The 15,063-nt window shown below is 61.0% G+C and carries 15 protein-coding genes; 6 read left to right on the top strand and 9 right to left on the bottom strand.

Going from position 1 to position 15,063, the window contains the following annotated elements; all coding sequences use genetic code 11:
- Positions 1–18: 18 nt before the first annotated feature.
- A complete protein-coding gene (gene cysS, locus ACOZK9_RS02385; RefSeq protein WP_172979913.1) occupies positions 19–1,407 on the top strand; it encodes a cysteine--tRNA ligase in 1,389 nt (462 codons plus the stop codon).
- 98 nt (positions 1,408–1,505) lie between these two features.
- Here the strand turns inward: cysS and ACOZK9_RS02380 are convergent, their stop codons facing one another.
- Positions 1,506–1,622, bottom strand: coding sequence for a cold shock domain-containing protein (locus tag ACOZK9_RS02380; protein ID WP_082649106.1), 117 nt, complete (start codon positions 1,620–1,622; stop codon positions 1,506–1,508).
- Between the two features lie 55 nt (positions 1,623–1,677).
- Positions 1,678–2,013, bottom strand: a complete 336-nt coding sequence (locus tag ACOZK9_RS02375) for a DUF6124 family protein (protein WP_421555197.1) — start codon at positions 2,011–2,013, stop codon at positions 1,678–1,680.
- Between the two features lie 490 nt (positions 2,014–2,503).
- Here ACOZK9_RS02375 and ACOZK9_RS02370 point away from each other — a divergent pair, with 490 nt between their 5' ends.
- Positions 2,504–3,583: a hypothetical protein gene (locus ACOZK9_RS02370; RefSeq protein WP_421555196.1), complete on the top strand. Its 1,080-nt coding sequence runs from the start codon at positions 2,504–2,506 to the stop codon at positions 3,581–3,583.
- Between the two features lie 42 nt (positions 3,584–3,625).
- Here ACOZK9_RS02370 and ACOZK9_RS02365 read toward each other — a convergent pair whose 3' ends face one another.
- From ACOZK9_RS02365 to ACOZK9_RS02335, 7 genes are all read right to left on the bottom strand, one after another.
- Entirely contained in the window at positions 3,626–3,964 is a 339-nt protein-coding gene (locus tag ACOZK9_RS02365; RefSeq protein ID WP_058415553.1) for a Na+/H+ antiporter subunit G, read from the bottom strand.
- Complete coding sequence (locus ACOZK9_RS02360) at positions 3,961–4,239, bottom strand: K+/H+ antiporter subunit F (RefSeq protein ID WP_058415552.1); 279 nt, start codon at positions 4,237–4,239, stop codon at positions 3,961–3,963. The genes ACOZK9_RS02365 and ACOZK9_RS02360 overlap by 4 nt, the downstream gene beginning before the upstream one ends.
- Positions 4,236–4,724 carry a Na+/H+ antiporter subunit E gene (locus ACOZK9_RS02355; protein WP_421555195.1) on the bottom strand — a complete coding sequence of 163 codons (489 nt, stop codon included), beginning with the start codon at positions 4,722–4,724 and terminating at the stop codon, positions 4,236–4,238. Before ACOZK9_RS02355 ends, ACOZK9_RS02360 begins: the two co-directional genes overlap by 4 nt.
- A complete protein-coding gene (locus ACOZK9_RS02350; protein WP_122249851.1) occupies positions 4,721–6,403 on the bottom strand; it encodes a monovalent cation/H+ antiporter subunit D in 1,683 nt (560 codons plus the stop codon). Before ACOZK9_RS02350 ends, ACOZK9_RS02355 begins: the two co-directional genes overlap by 4 nt.
- Positions 6,400–6,744 carry a Na+/H+ antiporter subunit C gene (locus ACOZK9_RS02345; RefSeq protein ID WP_003192163.1) on the bottom strand — a complete coding sequence of 115 codons (345 nt, stop codon included), beginning with the start codon at positions 6,742–6,744 and terminating at the stop codon, positions 6,400–6,402. The genes ACOZK9_RS02350 and ACOZK9_RS02345 overlap by 4 nt, the downstream gene beginning before the upstream one ends.
- Complete coding sequence (locus tag ACOZK9_RS02340; protein ID WP_152750850.1) at positions 6,744–9,665, bottom strand: monovalent cation/H+ antiporter subunit A; 2,922 nt, start codon at positions 9,663–9,665, stop codon at positions 6,744–6,746. Before ACOZK9_RS02340 ends, ACOZK9_RS02345 begins: the two co-directional genes overlap by 1 nt.
- Before the next feature lie 229 nt (positions 9,666–9,894).
- Positions 9,895–10,827, bottom strand: coding sequence for a DMT family transporter (locus ACOZK9_RS02335; RefSeq protein ID WP_122249849.1), 933 nt, complete (start codon positions 10,825–10,827; stop codon positions 9,895–9,897).
- Between the two features lie 92 nt (positions 10,828–10,919).
- Here ACOZK9_RS02335 and ACOZK9_RS02330 point away from each other — a divergent pair, with 92 nt between their 5' ends.
- The 4 genes from ACOZK9_RS02330 to ACOZK9_RS02315 all read left to right on the top strand — a co-directional run bounded on the left by ACOZK9_RS02330 (position 10,920) and on the right by ACOZK9_RS02315 (position 14,621).
- Positions 10,920–11,483, top strand: coding sequence for a helix-turn-helix domain-containing protein (locus ACOZK9_RS02330; protein WP_058415547.1), 564 nt, complete (start codon positions 10,920–10,922; stop codon positions 11,481–11,483).
- Between the two features lie 154 nt (positions 11,484–11,637).
- Positions 11,638–12,834: an SfnB family sulfur acquisition oxidoreductase gene (locus ACOZK9_RS02325; protein WP_152750854.1), complete on the top strand. Its 1,197-nt coding sequence runs from the start codon at positions 11,638–11,640 to the stop codon at positions 12,832–12,834.
- 12 nt (positions 12,835–12,846) lie between these two features.
- On the top strand, positions 12,847–13,188 hold the full coding sequence (locus ACOZK9_RS02320; protein ID WP_058415545.1) for a hypothetical protein: 342 nt from the start codon (positions 12,847–12,849) through the stop codon (positions 13,186–13,188).
- Positions 13,188–14,621 carry an LLM class flavin-dependent oxidoreductase gene (locus tag ACOZK9_RS02315; RefSeq protein ID WP_122249846.1) on the top strand — a complete coding sequence of 478 codons (1,434 nt, stop codon included), beginning with the start codon at positions 13,188–13,190 and terminating at the stop codon, positions 14,619–14,621. Before ACOZK9_RS02320 ends, ACOZK9_RS02315 begins: the two co-directional genes overlap by 1 nt.
- Positions 14,622–15,063: the final 442 nt, after the last annotated feature.

The following is a 15,063-nucleotide window of genomic DNA, read 5'->3' as shown; positions in this document are numbered from 1 at the left end:
TTCTCTAAGGAAGCCGTTGTGCTAACGATCTACAACACACTCAGCAAGACCAAAGAAGTCTTCAAGCCGCTGGATGGCAACAAGGTGCGCATGTACGTGTGCGGCATGACCGTGTACGACTATTGCCACATCGGCCACGGCCGCAGCATGGTTGCCTTCGATCTGGTGACCCGCTGGTTGCGTTTCAGCGGCTATGACTTGACGTACGTGCGCAACATCACCGACATCGACGACAAGATCATCAACCGCGCCAATGAAAACGGCGAGTCGTTCGACGTGCTGACCGAGCGCATGATCGCCGCCATGCATGAGGACGAGGCGCGCCTTAATATCCTCAAGCCGGACATGGAACCGCGCGCCACGGACCACATTCCCGGCATGCACGCGATGATTCAAACCCTGATCGACAAGGGTTACGCCTACGCGCCGGGCAATGGTGACGTGTACTACCGCGTCGCCAAGTTCATGGGGTACGGCAAGCTGTCGCGCAAGAAAATCGAAGACCTGCGCATCGGCGCGCGCATCGAAGTTGACGAAGCCAAGCAAGACCCGCTCGACTTCGTGCTGTGGAAAGCCACCAAGCCCGGCGAGCCGAGCTGGGCGTCGCCATGGGGCGCCGGGCGTCCGGGCTGGCACATCGAATGCTCGGTGATGTCCACCTGCTGCCTGGGCGAGACCTTCGACATTCATGGCGGCGGCAGCGACCTTGAGTTCCCGCACCACGAAAACGAAATCGCGCAAAGCGAAGCCGCCACCGGCAAGACCTACGCCAATGCCTGGATGCACTGCGGCATGATCCGCATCAATGGCGAGAAGATGTCCAAGTCCTTGAACAACTTCTTCACCATTCGCGACGTGCTCGAAAAGTACCACCCGGAAGTGGTGCGTTACCTGTTGGTGTCGAGCCACTACCGCAGCGCGATCAACTACTCGGAAGACAACCTCAAGGACGCCAAAGGCGCCCTGGAGCGGTTCTACCATGCGTTGAAAGGCTTGCCCGCCGTGGCACCTGCCGGTGGCGAGGGGTTTGTCGCGCGGTTTACCGAAGTGATGAACGACGACTTCGGCACACCGGAAGCGTGCGCCGTACTGTTCGAAATGGTGCGTGAGATCAACCGCCTGCGTGAGACTGACATCGATGCAGCGGCCGGGCTTGCTGCGCGCCTGAAAGAGCTGGCCAGCGTACTCGGCGTGCTGCAGATGCAAGCCGACGACTTCCTGCAGGCCGGCGCCGAAGGGCGTGTAGATGCGGCCCAGGTGGATGCGCTGATTCAAGCGCGTCTGGCTGCGCGTGCCAACAAGGACTGGGCGGAATCCGACCGTATCCGTGACCAACTGACCGCGATGGGGGTGGTGTTGGAAGACGGCAAAGGTGGAACCACGTGGCGCTTGGCTGATCAAGCCTGATGGGTAAACGCTGAATGAAAAAAGCCCCGACTGGTTCGGGGCTTTTTTTGCACTGGGAATTTGGGTGTAATGTTCGCTTGCAGGCGTTTTTTTCTAGTTCAGACTTTGATTATATTAACTGCCTGGGGCCCTTTTCCGTCTTTAGTAACATCAAAGCTCACGGAATCGCCAGCAAATAGCTCGACCATTCCCTCAGACCGAAAGTTTTTATGCATATGCTAGATGAGCAATCGAGGGCGGATCTGTCAGAGATGCGCCCTCATAACAGCATTATTTCGGAACGGCTATCTCAATCTGACACGCAGTTTGCTCCACCAATAGCTGAGTCCCCGCCAGCATCCGGCAAATTCCTAGCGCCACGCTGCGAGGATTGCCGTCGATCTCAAAAGCCAAATGGCTTGCCAGCGCTTGAACCGAGGCTAAATCCTCCGCAGCGTTTGCTAGCAGCGTTTCGATGTCTACTCCTTTACGCACGGCAAATACACCAAGGCTCTCAGCAGATGGCTCTGGCTTCTGAGAAGGGTTCAGGTAATGGTTAATTGCTCGATGAGCAGCAGTGTGAAACGCGGTTGAATCCGACGGCGGATTGGGACTGTCTTTAATCATGGCGAAGCTCCTAGAGTATTGGAGTCACCACCCATCGCTGCGAAGCAATATTTGGGTGGCAGCTGTACGCAGGTTCGCAGACCGGGACTCTAGGCACCCGGCATACCCGAAGGTATCCCGCGCACAGCCGCCATTACATCAGGCATAAAAAAGCGCCCGTTATCTTGTGGTGGACGCCGTGCGTCTAGAGTTTAACCGGGCTGCGAAACCCGGTCGCTGAATTTCCAGCGACCACTGAAGACTAGGCTGCCATCTTCCGAGGGACAACCTTAAAACGCTGTCGGAAATTTCTGCGAGAGGACTGGGCCATGCGCTTGATGTTTAGCGCTGGACATAAGGTAGGAACGAGCCGGCGTGTGCTCGACTTGTCGCGAACACACCCACGATGCACAGGCTGCACGCTGACACACGTATGGAACCCTCAACGGCCAGCACACCACTGAGCAAGTGAGGGCCCTGCGGGCTCTTCAACTGGCCAGGAGCGTTGCAGATGTGGAATTCAGGGGTAGCAGGGACGGGAGATGTGGGCGCCAGGTATGCGCCGACGGTAGGGCAGTCGAAGTCGGTGTCCATTGCGCCTGACATGGCAGCGATGAGACGGCTGGGCAATGAATTGTTTAATGCGGCGCCCAGCGCGAAGTCGCAAACGGCGCAACGTTTGTCTGACAGCTTGAAGGTGCTTCGAGAACAGGTAGGCGGCGGTGCTTTCAAGCACGATATTGATAAGCTGCTTAATACACTGGACATCTTCCTCGCGTCCGAGGCGGCAATTCGTCAGTCCGTGCAGCAAATGTTCCCGGACGCAGGTGATTTGCCTGCCTCCGCAGCGCCGCGTGATAGCGGCCGTGCCCCTGCTTTCGACAGGCCTGCACTGCGCAATCCAGCGTTCATGAGTAACAGGGCAGATGCTCAGCGCGGGGTTGAATTTGACTACTACACCGATACACGCACACCGGGAAGGAAGCCCGGCGTGGGCAACGCACCCGGCAATATCTGGAGTGGTTTCAGTCAAGGGAAGGACGGAAACTGCATCACGGTTGCAGCCACGAAGGTTGCAATGATGAGGTTTGGCCAGAAGCCCACTGATATTTTCAAACAGGTAAAGTTGGCGGGCGATGGCTATAACGTAGAGATGCGTGATGGCTTCACGCTCCACCTGTCCAAGGGCGAGTTGGAGGTGGCTGCCCGCAGATCTGACTTCAAGGGAAATAATCAGGCGATACTGGCTGATGCTCATTTTCTGTATGCCGCGAGTGCCAAACGCGCGCAGATGGAAAACAACGACGGTTACGCCAGTCAGAGTTTCGGCCATGCATTGAGCAGCATCAATGATGGTGACGCGAATCGCTGGGATGGTTTGCAGCGCCTGGGCCTGAGTGCTCACATTCAAGTCACCAGCGTTGCACACCTGGCGCGTGGGCAGTTGGGTGTGGTGACTCACAACATGCTAATCGACGGTCAGAGGGTCGGGCATTCCCTTGCAGTGATCAATGGGCGGGAAGAGGTGTGGGGGACTCAAGGCGGGTATCCTCCGACCAATATTTACGCTAACGCATTGGCCTTGATTTGATGTTTTGGAGGGGGCGGCGTGCGCGCCCCCTGCCACCATGAATCAGCGGCGGCTGCTGACTTCGGCGGGCACCTCGTCACCGGCCATGCGCTTGCGGAACAGCGCGGTGCGGGCCAACAGCAGGGTGGTCACCGGCACAGTGATCGACAACAAAATCGGGATCAACCAGCCGTGCAGCACCGGTGCGGATTTGAGCACCGAAAAGTACACAATCGAGGCCAGCGCCACACACCATGCGCCCAGCGTCGAGGCCAATGCCGGTGGGTGCATGCGCTGAAAGAAGTCTTTCATGCGCAGCAATCCAATCGCGCCGATCAGTGCGAACAGGCTGCTCAGCACCAGCAGCACCGCCACGATCACTTCAACCCATAACGGCATCATTCAATGACCTCCCCACGCAGCAGGAATTTCGCCAGGGCAAACGACCCGACGAAGCCAAACAGCGCAATCAGCAACGCCGCTTCAAAGTAGGTGTCACTGGCGTAGCGGATGCCGAGCACCAGCATCATTAGCATCGCCAGCATGTACAGGTAGTCCAGCGCGAGCACCCGGTCTTGCGCCGATGGGCCTTTGAACAGGCGCACCAGGGTCAGCACCATGGCCAGCGAGAACAGAAACAGGCTGAGCAAGATCGCATTGGAGAGCAGTGCGCTCATTCGAAGATCTCCATCAGGGGCCGTTCATAGGCGTGTTTGAAGTGCTGGATAAAGAGCGCTTCGTCATCCAGGTCGAACACATGCAGCAACAGCACGCTGCGGTCCAGCGCCAGCTCTGACCAAACCGTGCCAGGCGTTACGCTGGTGATCATCGACAGCACCGCCAGGCCGTTGGCGTCGCGCAGGTCCAGGGGAACTTTGATAAACCGCGAGTGCGGCGGGCGTGAACCGCACGTCAGCACGCCCCAAGCCACTTGCAGGTTGGAGATAATCACGTCGCGGCCCACCCGCAAGAACAGGCGGATGATCACACCAGGGCGACGGATGCGAATCGGCAACGGGCGCAACGGCGCCATCAGCAGCGGCGCCAGAAAGCCCATCAACGCGCCCAGCAGCAGGTTGCCGGGGCTCACCGAGAGGTTGAGTGCCAACCACAGCAGCCACAATGCCAGCGACAACCACGGCGCAGGGAACAGACGTTTCATGGCTGCACCTCCATTGCCGCAGCCTGGGCTTCAGGGCTCGGAATTGGGCGCGTCGCCATCACCGCCATCACATAGCCTTCCGGGTTGTTCAGGCTTTCGGCGGTGGCTTGGGTGTAGCGCATCAACGGTTCGGCCTTGAAGGTCAAGACGATGCTCAGGCCCAGCAGGAAGAAGATCGGCACGCACTCGTAGCGGCGCAGCAGCGGCGAGGGGCGCTCCTCGGGCGTCCAGAAGCGCTGGATGCCCAGGCGGGCAAAGGCAATCAGCGAGGCCAGGCCAGACAGAATCAGCAGCGCCACCAGGCCCCAGGCGGCTGGGCGAATCGGTTCTTCCAGCGCGTTACCCAGGCCCGTCGGGTTGACCAGCGCGCTCAACAGGCTGAGCTTGCCGATAAACCCGGACAACGGCGGCATGCCGATAATCAGCAGCGCGCAGGCGACAAAACTCAAACCGAGGAAGGCCATGGTCCATGGAATGACTTGGCCAACCACGGCTTTTTGCTCATCGTCCAGGTTGACGCCAGGGCGTGGGTGCAACGATTCCATGGCTTTGGGCAGCGCATCGATTTCTTCATCCAGCGGCAGGTCATTGGCCGAGCGCGAGCGCTCGATCAGTTCTGCCAACAGGAACAGCGCGCTCAAGGCCAGCGTTGAGCTGACCAGATAGAACAGCGCCCCGGCGGTCAGGCTTGGCTGGGCAAAACCGACTGCCGACAGCAGAATCCCGGCCGACACCAGAATGCTCAAGCTGGCCATGCGCTCCAGTCGTTGCGCCGCGACCATCGCCAGTGCCGCGCAAATAATCGTCGCCATGCCGCCGTACACCAGCCAGTCGCCGCCAAACAACGCCGACGCACCGGCTTGGCCGGAGAACAGCAGGGTCCACAGGCGCAGCACGGTGTACACGCCGACTTTGGTCATGATCGCAAACATCGCCGCCACCGGCGCGCTGGCCGAGGAGTAGGCGGGCGCCAACCAGAAGTTCAACGGCCACATACCGGCTTTGGCCAGGAACGCCGTCGCCAGAATCGCCGCACCGGCATGCAGCAGGCCGCGATCAGCCTCCGGCACCAGTGGGATTTTCAGCGCCAGGTCGGCAAAGTTAAGCGTGCCGGTGACGCCGTAGATCATCGCCGCGCCGATCAGGAACAGCGACGACGCGAGCAGGTTGATCGCGATGTAATGCAGCCCCGACGACACGCGTGCGCGGCCCGAGCCATGCAGCATCAGACCGTAGGACGCCGCCAGCAGCACTTCAAAAAACACGAACAGGTTGAACAGGTCCGCCGTGAGGAAGGCGCCGTACAAGCCCATCATCTGGATCTGGAACAGCGCGTGGAAGCTGGTGCCTGCGCGGTCCCAGCGGGCCATGGCGAACAGCAGCGCACTGACGCCGATAACCCCGGTGAGCACCAGCATCAGCGCCGACAGTTGGTCCACCACCAGCACGATGCCGAAGGGCACCTGCCAGTTGCCCGGCAGGTACACGCCGATTGAGCCGGGGCCACCTTTTTGCGTCCAATACAGCAACAGGATAGAGAAGCCCAAACCGAGGATGCTGGAACACAGGTTGATCTGGGCTTTCAGCGGTCGGCGTTTTTCGCCCAGCATCAGCATCAATGCAGCCGTGAGCAAAGGCAGCAGGATCGGTGCAACGATCAGTTGGTTAACCCAATTCATTCCTTGGGCTCCCGGCCGTCTACATGGTCAGTGCCGGTCAAGCCGCGGGATGCGAGCAGCACCACCAGAAACAACGCGGTCATGGCGAAGCTGATCACGATGGCCGTCAGCACCAGGGCCTGCGGCAGTGGATCGGTGTAGTTGAGCAAGTCTTGCGGCACGCCGTCCTTGATGATCGGTTCCTTGCCGATAAACAGGCTGCCCATGCTGAAAATGAACAGGTTGACCCCGTACGACAGCAGGCACAGGCCCATTACTACCTGGAACGTTCGTGGCCGCAGGATCAGCCAGACGCCGGACGCCGCCAGCACCCCAATGGCGATTGCGATGACTTCTTCCATCAGGCGGCTCCTTGCGATGCGGCAACGGCTTTGGCCTGATTGCTCGGTTTGTGGGCCCGCACGGATTGGTGACCGAGGGCAGTGAGCATCAACAGCGTCGAGCCGACGACCATGGCGTAAACGCCGACGTCGAAAAACAGCGCGCTGGCGATATGAATGTCGCCGAGCACCGGCAGGCTGAAATGCCAGGTGTGCGTGGTCAGGAACGGGTAACCGGCAAACAACGCGCCGAGCCCGGTGAGGGTTGCCGAGAACAGGCCGAAGCCCATCCAGCGCATTGGCCGCAGGCTCATCTGGGCTTCCACCCACTGCGTGCCGGCCACCATGTATTGCAAAATGAACGCCACCGACATCACCAGCCCGGCCACAAAGCCGCCGCCCGGTTGGTTGTGGCCGCGCATGAACAGGTAGAACGACACCACCAGCGCAATCGGCAGCAGCAGGCGCACCAGCACTGCCGGCACCATCATAAAGCCCAGTGCCGTGTCGCTGGCCTGGCGCGGGTTGATCAGGTCGGTAGACACGTCCGGCGCCAGTTGGCGCTGTTGTGCCGGCAGTTGCATGCTTTCCCTGGAGGGGCGGAAGCGCCGCAGCAGGGCATACACCGTCAGCGCCACGGCGCCGAGCACGGTGATTTCGCCGAGGGTGTCGAAGCCACGGAAGTCCACCAGCATCACGTTCACCACATTGCTGCCGCCGCCTTCGGGCAGGGCGCGGCTGAGGTAGAACGAGGAGATGTGGTTGGGCGTCTGGCGGGTCAGCATCGCGTAAGACAGCAGCGCCATGCCGCCACCCACCACGGTCGACAGCAGCAAGTCACGCAGGCGCCGAGTGCGCGCCTTGCGCAGCGAGCTGGGCAGTGGCGAGACTTCTTCGATGCGCCGTGGCAGCCAGCGCAGGCCCAGCAGGATCAGCACGGTGGTGACCACTTCGACCACCAGTTGCGTGAGCGCGAGGTCCGGCGCCGAGAACCATACAAAGGTGATGCAGGTCATCAGCCCGCACACGCTGACCATGGTCAGGGCCGCCAGCCGGTGATATTTGGCTTGCCAGGCGGCGCCGAGGGCGCAGGCAATTGCCAGCAGCCACAGGGTCACGAACACAATCGAGCCGGGTATTTTCGGCCGATCGCCCCAACTGATGCCGCTGTTGAGCATCGGGATCAAGCCGGCGATCACCGCCGCCAGCACCAGCAGGAACAACTGCGTTTGCAGGCGCTTGGTGCTGATGCGCTTCTCGATCTTGCGCACGCCACGCATCATTACCACCAGGCTGCGCTCGAACATGCGCTTGCCGTTTAAGTAGCTGATGATGGGCGGGTATTTAAAGCGGCCCCGCTTGAGCTGCTTGCGCAACATCAGGTAGAGCACCACGCCACCGGACATGGCCACCAGGCTCATGATCATCGGCGCGTTCCAGCCGTGCCAGATCGCCAGGCTGTATTCGGGCAGCACGCCGCCGACCACCGGCAATGCCGCAGCGGCGAGGATCGAACCGACTACTTGCGCCGGAAAAATCCCCACCAGCAGGCAGGTGAATACCAGCAACTCCACCGGCGCACGCATCCAGCGCGGCGGCTCGTGCGGGGTATGCGGCAAGTTGGTCGCGGGCGGGCCGAAGAACACATCCACTGTGAAGCGCAACGCGTAGGCGACGCTGAACGTACCGGCCACCGTGGCGATCACCGGCAGGGCGATTTCGAGCCAGGCGGTGGCGGAGATAAACACGGTTTCGGCGAAGAACATTTCTTTGGACAGGAAGCCATTGAGCAACGGCACGCCAGCCATCGACGCACTGGCGACCATCGCCAGCGTCGCGGTAAACGGGATCAGCTTGACCAGCCCACTGAGCTTGCGAATGTCCCGCGTGCCGCTTTCGTGGTCGATGATCCCCGCGGCCATGAACAGCGAGGCCTTGAAGGTGGCGTGGTTGAGAATATGGAACACCGCAGCGACCGCGGCCAACGGGCTGTTGAGGCCCAGCAACAAGGTGATCAGCCCGAGGTGGCTGATGGTGGAGTAGGCCAGCAGGCCCTTGAGATCATTCTGGAACATCGCGCAGTACGCGCCGAGGAGCAGGGTAATGGCGCCGGCACCGCCGACGATCCAGAACCATTCTTCGCTGCCGGACAGCGACGGCCACAGGCGGGCGAGCAGGAACACGCCGGCCTTCACCATCGTGGCCGAATGCAAATAGGCTGAAACCGGGGTCGGTGCCGCCATCGCGTGGGGCAGCCAGAAGTGGAAGGGGAATTGCGCGCTTTTGCTCAACGCGCCGATCAGCACCAGCGCCAGCATCACCGGGTACAGTGAGTGCGCGCGAATCTGCTCGCCTGCCGCCAGCACCTGGTCGAGGTCGTAGCTGCCGACGATATGCCCCAGCAACATCACCCCGGCCAGCAGGCACAAACCGCCCGCGCCGGTGACCATCAGCGCCATGTACGCACCCCGGCGCGCATCGGCGCGGTGGTGCCAATAGCCGATCAACAGGAACGAGAACAGGCTGGTCAGTTCCCAAAAGAACACGATCTGAATCAGGTTGCCGGAGATCACCAGGCCGAGCATTGCGCCCATGAAGGCCAGGAAAAACGCAAAGAAACGCGGCACCGGGTCGTCGGGCGACATGTAGTAACGCGCATACAGCGCCACCAGCGTGCCGATGCCCAGCACCAGCATCGAGAACAGCCAGGCGAACCCGTCCATGCGCAACACGAAGTTCAGCCCAAGGCTGGGCAACCACATGAATTCTTCGCGGATCACGCCACCGTGGGCGATTTGCGGGTAGAGCAGGGCGACTTGAATGGTACCGACCAGGGCCACAAGGCCGGCCAGCAGGGATTCGGTGTTGCGTGCATTGTGCGGCAGCAAGGCCGCCAGACAGCTGCCGATAAAAGGCAGAAGCAGTAGAACTATCAGGGACATAGGCTTCTAATCTGCGGGAGTTTGGGATGCATCATACGTGCCGCTTTCTCGATCACCAAACGGCAAGATGTGGCAGGATCCTACAAAAGCGCTTAAGAGCAGCTGTAAGCTACAAGTTATAAGCTACAAGAGAGTAGCAGGGCGAGTATTCGTTGCAGCTTGCAGCTTACCGCTTGCCGCTTACCGCTTACCGCTTACCGCTTGCAGCTTGCCGCTTATAGCTTGCAGCTCAACCCCGGCTTTCGCGTTCGATGGCGCTTTCAGCATCGTCTTCTGCCTTTGAGCTGCGTGTCTTCAGCTCACTCACGATTACCGCCACCACAATCAATGCCGCCCCGACTATCGCCAGCGGCGCGAAACGCTCCCCGGCAATCCGCCCAATCACGCCGGCCCATATCGGTTCACCGGCGTAAATCAAGGTTGCGCGGGTGGGCGAAACACTGCGCTGTGCCCAGTTCATTGCGACTTGGATGATCGCGCTGGTCAAGCCCAGCCCGACTGCGCTGAACAGCAGCAACCACGAAAAATCCGGCAGCGCTTCGTCCATCGGCACCACCATCAGAAACGATAACAGCGACGCGGTGGCCAGTTGCACCACGGTCACCCGGCGTACATCGACCTGCCCGGCAAACGCGCTGATCAGAATAATTTCGGCGGCCACTGCTATCGCACAGATCAGCGTGGCGATTTCGCCGGGGCTGAAGTTCAGCGAGGCGCCAGCAGGGCCGGTGAGCAGCATCAACCCGGTAAACGCCAGCATGATGCCGATACTGGGCATTAACGCTGGGCGACGGCCGAGTACCAGCCACTGCAACAGCGGTACGCATGGCACGTAGAGTGCGGTGATAAAGGCCGATTGGCTGCTCGGTATCGTTTGCAGGCCAATGGTCTGCATGCCGTAGCCGAACATGATCGAGGCGCCAATGAAGGCGCCGGCTTTCAGTTCAAACAGGCTCAGGTGGTGCAGCGTGCGCAACGAAAAGCAACCGACCACAATCGCCGCCGCCGCAAAACGCAGGCCTACGAAAAACATTGGCCCGCTGACGGTCAGGGCGTGCTGCACCAGCAAAAAGGTGCCGCCCCAAATCATGGTGATCACCACCAGGATGCATTCGGCTTTGCTGAAACGCTTGAAACGCGCGGAGGAGTTCGCAGAGGTCATGGTGGCTCGGTCTTGCAAGGGAAGGGCGCGGACCGCACAATGCGCCGCATGCTGGGCAGTATACTGCGCACACCTACCCTATGAGCAATATAGTGCACAAAGAAAATCCACACCGGGCGTCTGTGCTACAGCACGTCAGCCAGAACGTTAGGCGCTTGCGCCATGCTGCCGACATGAGCCAGACCGCGCTATCGGAAAAGTCCGGGGTCAGCCGGCGTATGTTGGTGGCCATCGAGGCGGGCGAGAAAAACGTCAGCCTGTCGACCCTGGACCGCGTGGCCGAAGCACTCGGCGTGGCCTTCAGCGACTTGATCCAGGCCCCGGACGCGGGCGATCACAGCCGCATCAACGAGCTGGCCTGGGCCGGTGATATTTCCGGCAGCAAGGCCGTGTTGTTGGCCAAGGCAGTCGCCCGGCGTGAAGTCGAATTGTGGGAGATGCGCCTGGAACCGGGGGACCGCTACAGTTCCGAGCCTGACCCGGAAGGCTGGAGCGTGCAGGTGTTTGTATTCGAGGGCCGCCTGACGCTGATCCTCGACACCGAAGAACACCCTCTCGCGGCCGGTGAGTTCTTCATGTTTGCCAGTCGCCAGCCCCACGCCTATCGCAATGATGGCGAGGTGGCGGTGCGCTTTGTGCGTAACGTCGTGATCTAACTGTTTACCCGGCAACAGTGGATGCACACTTTGCCTGCCTGCAGGCGCGCCGTTTTCGATGTTTTAGCGGCAACCTGCTGATTTTTTTGACGATTAAATTCAGGCACGACTCCTGCAATCACCCAGGTATCTCATCGGAGCCTGGAGTCGGCCCATGTCAGCCCACCCTCAACACCCTGCCCATATCATCCGTTCGGACGCCGAAGCCATCGAGGTGGCTGCTCGGTTGGCCGAGCGCTTTGCCGTCGACGCCAGCGTGCGCGACCGCGAGCGGCGCCTGCCGGTTGCCGAACTGGACGAGTTTTCCGCCAGCGGTTTGTGGGGTATCACCATTCCCAAGGTTTACGGCGGCGCAGGTGTGTCATATGTGACCGTGGCCGAGGTGATCAAGTTAATCTCGGCCGCCGATCCCAGCCTGGGGCAAATCCCGCAGAACCACCTCGGCGTGGTCGACATCCTGCTGCAAACCGCGACCGAAGAACAAAAGCGTTACTACTTCGGCAAGGTCTTGGCCGGCTACCGCTTCGGCAATGCGTTCTCGGAAGCCAACAGCAAAAACGCCGGCACCTTTGACACCCAGATCCGCTTCCACGACGACACTGCGCAAATCAACGGTGAAAAGTTTTACTGCACCGGCGCACTGTTCGCGCACATCGTGCCCACCGTCGGCAATAACCAGGACCAACAGGCCTTTATCGCCTTCGTCGAGCGCGATGCCGAAGGCCTCAGCGTCATCGACAGTTGGGACGGCTTCGGCCAGCGCACCACGGCCAGCGGCGGCGTAACCCTCGACGGTGTCACGGTGCCGCGCAGTGCGGTGATCCCCGCGCACCTGGCCTTCGATCAACCCACCGCCAATGGCCCGATCTCGCAGATTATTCAGGCCGCGGTCGACACCGGCATTGCCGTGGGCGCGCTGGAGCAGGCAAAAATCTACGCGCGTCAGGCGCGGCCATGGATCGACAGCCAGCTCGATCATGGCTGGCAAGACCCGTTCACCATCGCCGCCATCGGCGACCTCGAATGGCGCGTGCACGGCACCGAAGCGATCCTCGCCAAAGCCGGTTTGGCGGTCGACCAAGCGCTTGCCGAACCCAGTGAAGACAGCGTAGCCAACGCCTCACTGGTGGTCGCCCAAGCCAAAGTGCTGTCGGCTGAAACCGCATTGCTCGCTGCCAGCAAACTCTTCGAACTGGCCGGCACCCGCTCGGTGACCGGCAAACACAACCTCGACCGCTTCTGGCGCAACGCGCGCACCCACACCCTGCATGACCCGGCCCGCTGGAAATACCACCTGATCGGCAACTTCGTGCTCAACGGCGTGAAGCCTGCGCGCCACGCCTGGAACTGAGGACCCTTGACCATGACCGCACTGAACCACGCGCGCCAACTGCTCGAAAGCACTCGACGCTGGGTGCAGACCAGCGATGACCCTTACGTGATCAGCCGCTTCGGCGACTGGCAAATCCGCGTCGACGTGGCGGCTGCGTTGCTTGAACGCGCCGAACGCCACCCCAGCCCTGTGGCGCTGACCGAAGCGCAAATTGCCGCCGCTGAAGCGCTGATTTTCGCCAGCAACGCCGAGTTCGAACTCACCGGCCAACGCAGCGCACTGCCGCCAAGCCTGGATGACCCATTGCGCTTGAAATACCAGCTTGTCGGTAACTACCACCTCAACGGCGTCCCACCAGGGAGCACTGTTTAATGTCCCGTGAAATTCGCTTGAACGCCTTCGACATGAACTGCGTCGGTCACCAATCCCCTGGGCTGTGGGCGCACCCGCGTGATCGTTCGTGGCAATACAAAGACCTCGAATACTGGACCGACCTGGCGAAAATTCTTGAGCGCGGCAAGTTCGACGGCCTGTTTATCGCCGACGTGCTGGGCATTTACGACGTGTACAACGGCAACGGTGACGCGGCGATTCGCCAAGCCACGCAAGTGCCGGTCAACGACCCACTGTCGCTGATTGCGCCGATGGCGATGGTCACCCAGCACCTGGGTTTTGGCCTGACCGCATCGCTGTCGTTTGAGCATCCGTACCCGTTTGCGCGCAGGCTTTCGACCCTCGACCACCTGACCAAGGGCCGCGTCGGCTGGAACATCGTCACGTCGTACCTGGAAAGCGGCGCCAAGAACCTCGGCCAAAAAGCCCAGACCGAACACGACGCGCGCTACGACTATGCCGAGGAATACCTGCAGGTTTGCTACAAACTCTGGGAAGGCAGTTGGGAGGAGGGCGCCGTCCTGCGTGACCGCGAACGCCGGATTTTCAGCGACCCGAGCAAAATCCATGAGATTCGCCACGTCGGCAAACACTTCCAGGTGCCCGGCATTCACCTGTGCGAACCCTCGCCGCAGCGCACACCGGTGCTCTACCAGGCCGGCGCGTCCAGCCGTGGCAAGCAATTCGCCGCCGAGCAGGCCGAGTGCGTGTTCGTGGCGGCGCCGTCCAAGGTGCTGCTGAAGAAGACCGTTGCGGATATACGCCGCCGCGCCGCCGAGGCCGGGCGCGATCCGAAAAAGATCCTCATCTTCAATTTGCAGACGGTGATCGTTGGCGAGACCGACGCGAAAGCCAAGGCCAAGTTCGACGAATACAAAGCCTATGTCAGCTACGAAGGCGCGATGGCGCTGATCTCCGGCTGGACCGGCATCGACTTCAGCCAATTCAAACCGGATGAACCGCTCAAACACGTGCACACCAACGCGATTCAATCGGCGGTGGAAGCCTTCTCGACCGCTGACCCGAACAAGGTCTGGACGCCGAACGAACTCGCCGACTGGGTCGGCATCGGTGGCTTTGGCCCGCTGTTCGTCGGTGGCCCGCAGACCGTCGCCGACCTGTTGCAGGAATGGGTCGAAGAGACCGATGTGGACGGCTTCAACCTCGCCTACGCGTTGACTCACGAGACCTTTATCGACGCCGTGGATTTGCTGGTGCCGGAGTTGCAAAAGCGCGGTGTGTACAAGACCGAGTACGCCCAGGGCACCTTGCGCGAGAAGCTGTTTGGCGATGGCGCGCGCCTGGCACCGAATCACCCGGGCGCCGGCTACCGCGATTTGGCGGCGCTACACACGGCCACTGTGGGAGGGGGCTTGCTCCCGATAGCGCAGGGTCAGCTAGCCCAGCGTTAACTGAAAAACCGCGATCGGGAGCAAGCCCCCTCCCACATCCTCACCAGGAGCATCACCGCTATGAGCGTGCACGAACTCAAACGCCCGCTGGTTCTGGAATGGCCCGCCGAACAGCTCGGCAATTTACCCGGGCGCCGGCTACCGCGGTTTGGCGGCGCTACACACGGCCACTGTGGGAGGGGGCTTGCTCCCGATAGCGCAGGGTCAGCTAGCCCAGCGTTAACTGAAAAACCGCGATCGGGAGCAAGCCCCTTCCCACATCCTCACCAGGAGCATCACCGCTATGAGCGTGCACCCACTCAAACGCCCGCTGGTTCTGGAATGGCCCGCCGAACAGCTCGGCAATTTACCCGGGCGCCGGCTACCGCGATTTGGCGGCGCTACACACGGCCACTGTGGGAGGGGGCTTGCTCCCGATAGCGCAGGGTCAGCTAGCCCACGT

The sequence above is a fragment of the Pseudomonas kitaguniensis genome, assembly GCF_049199985.1.
Lineage (GTDB): Bacteria > Pseudomonadota > Gammaproteobacteria > Pseudomonadales > Pseudomonadaceae > Aquipseudomonas > Aquipseudomonas kitaguniensis.
The sequence above is the reverse complement of the archived record's forward strand: the minus strand, read 5'-3'. Positions and strand labels throughout refer to the sequence as shown.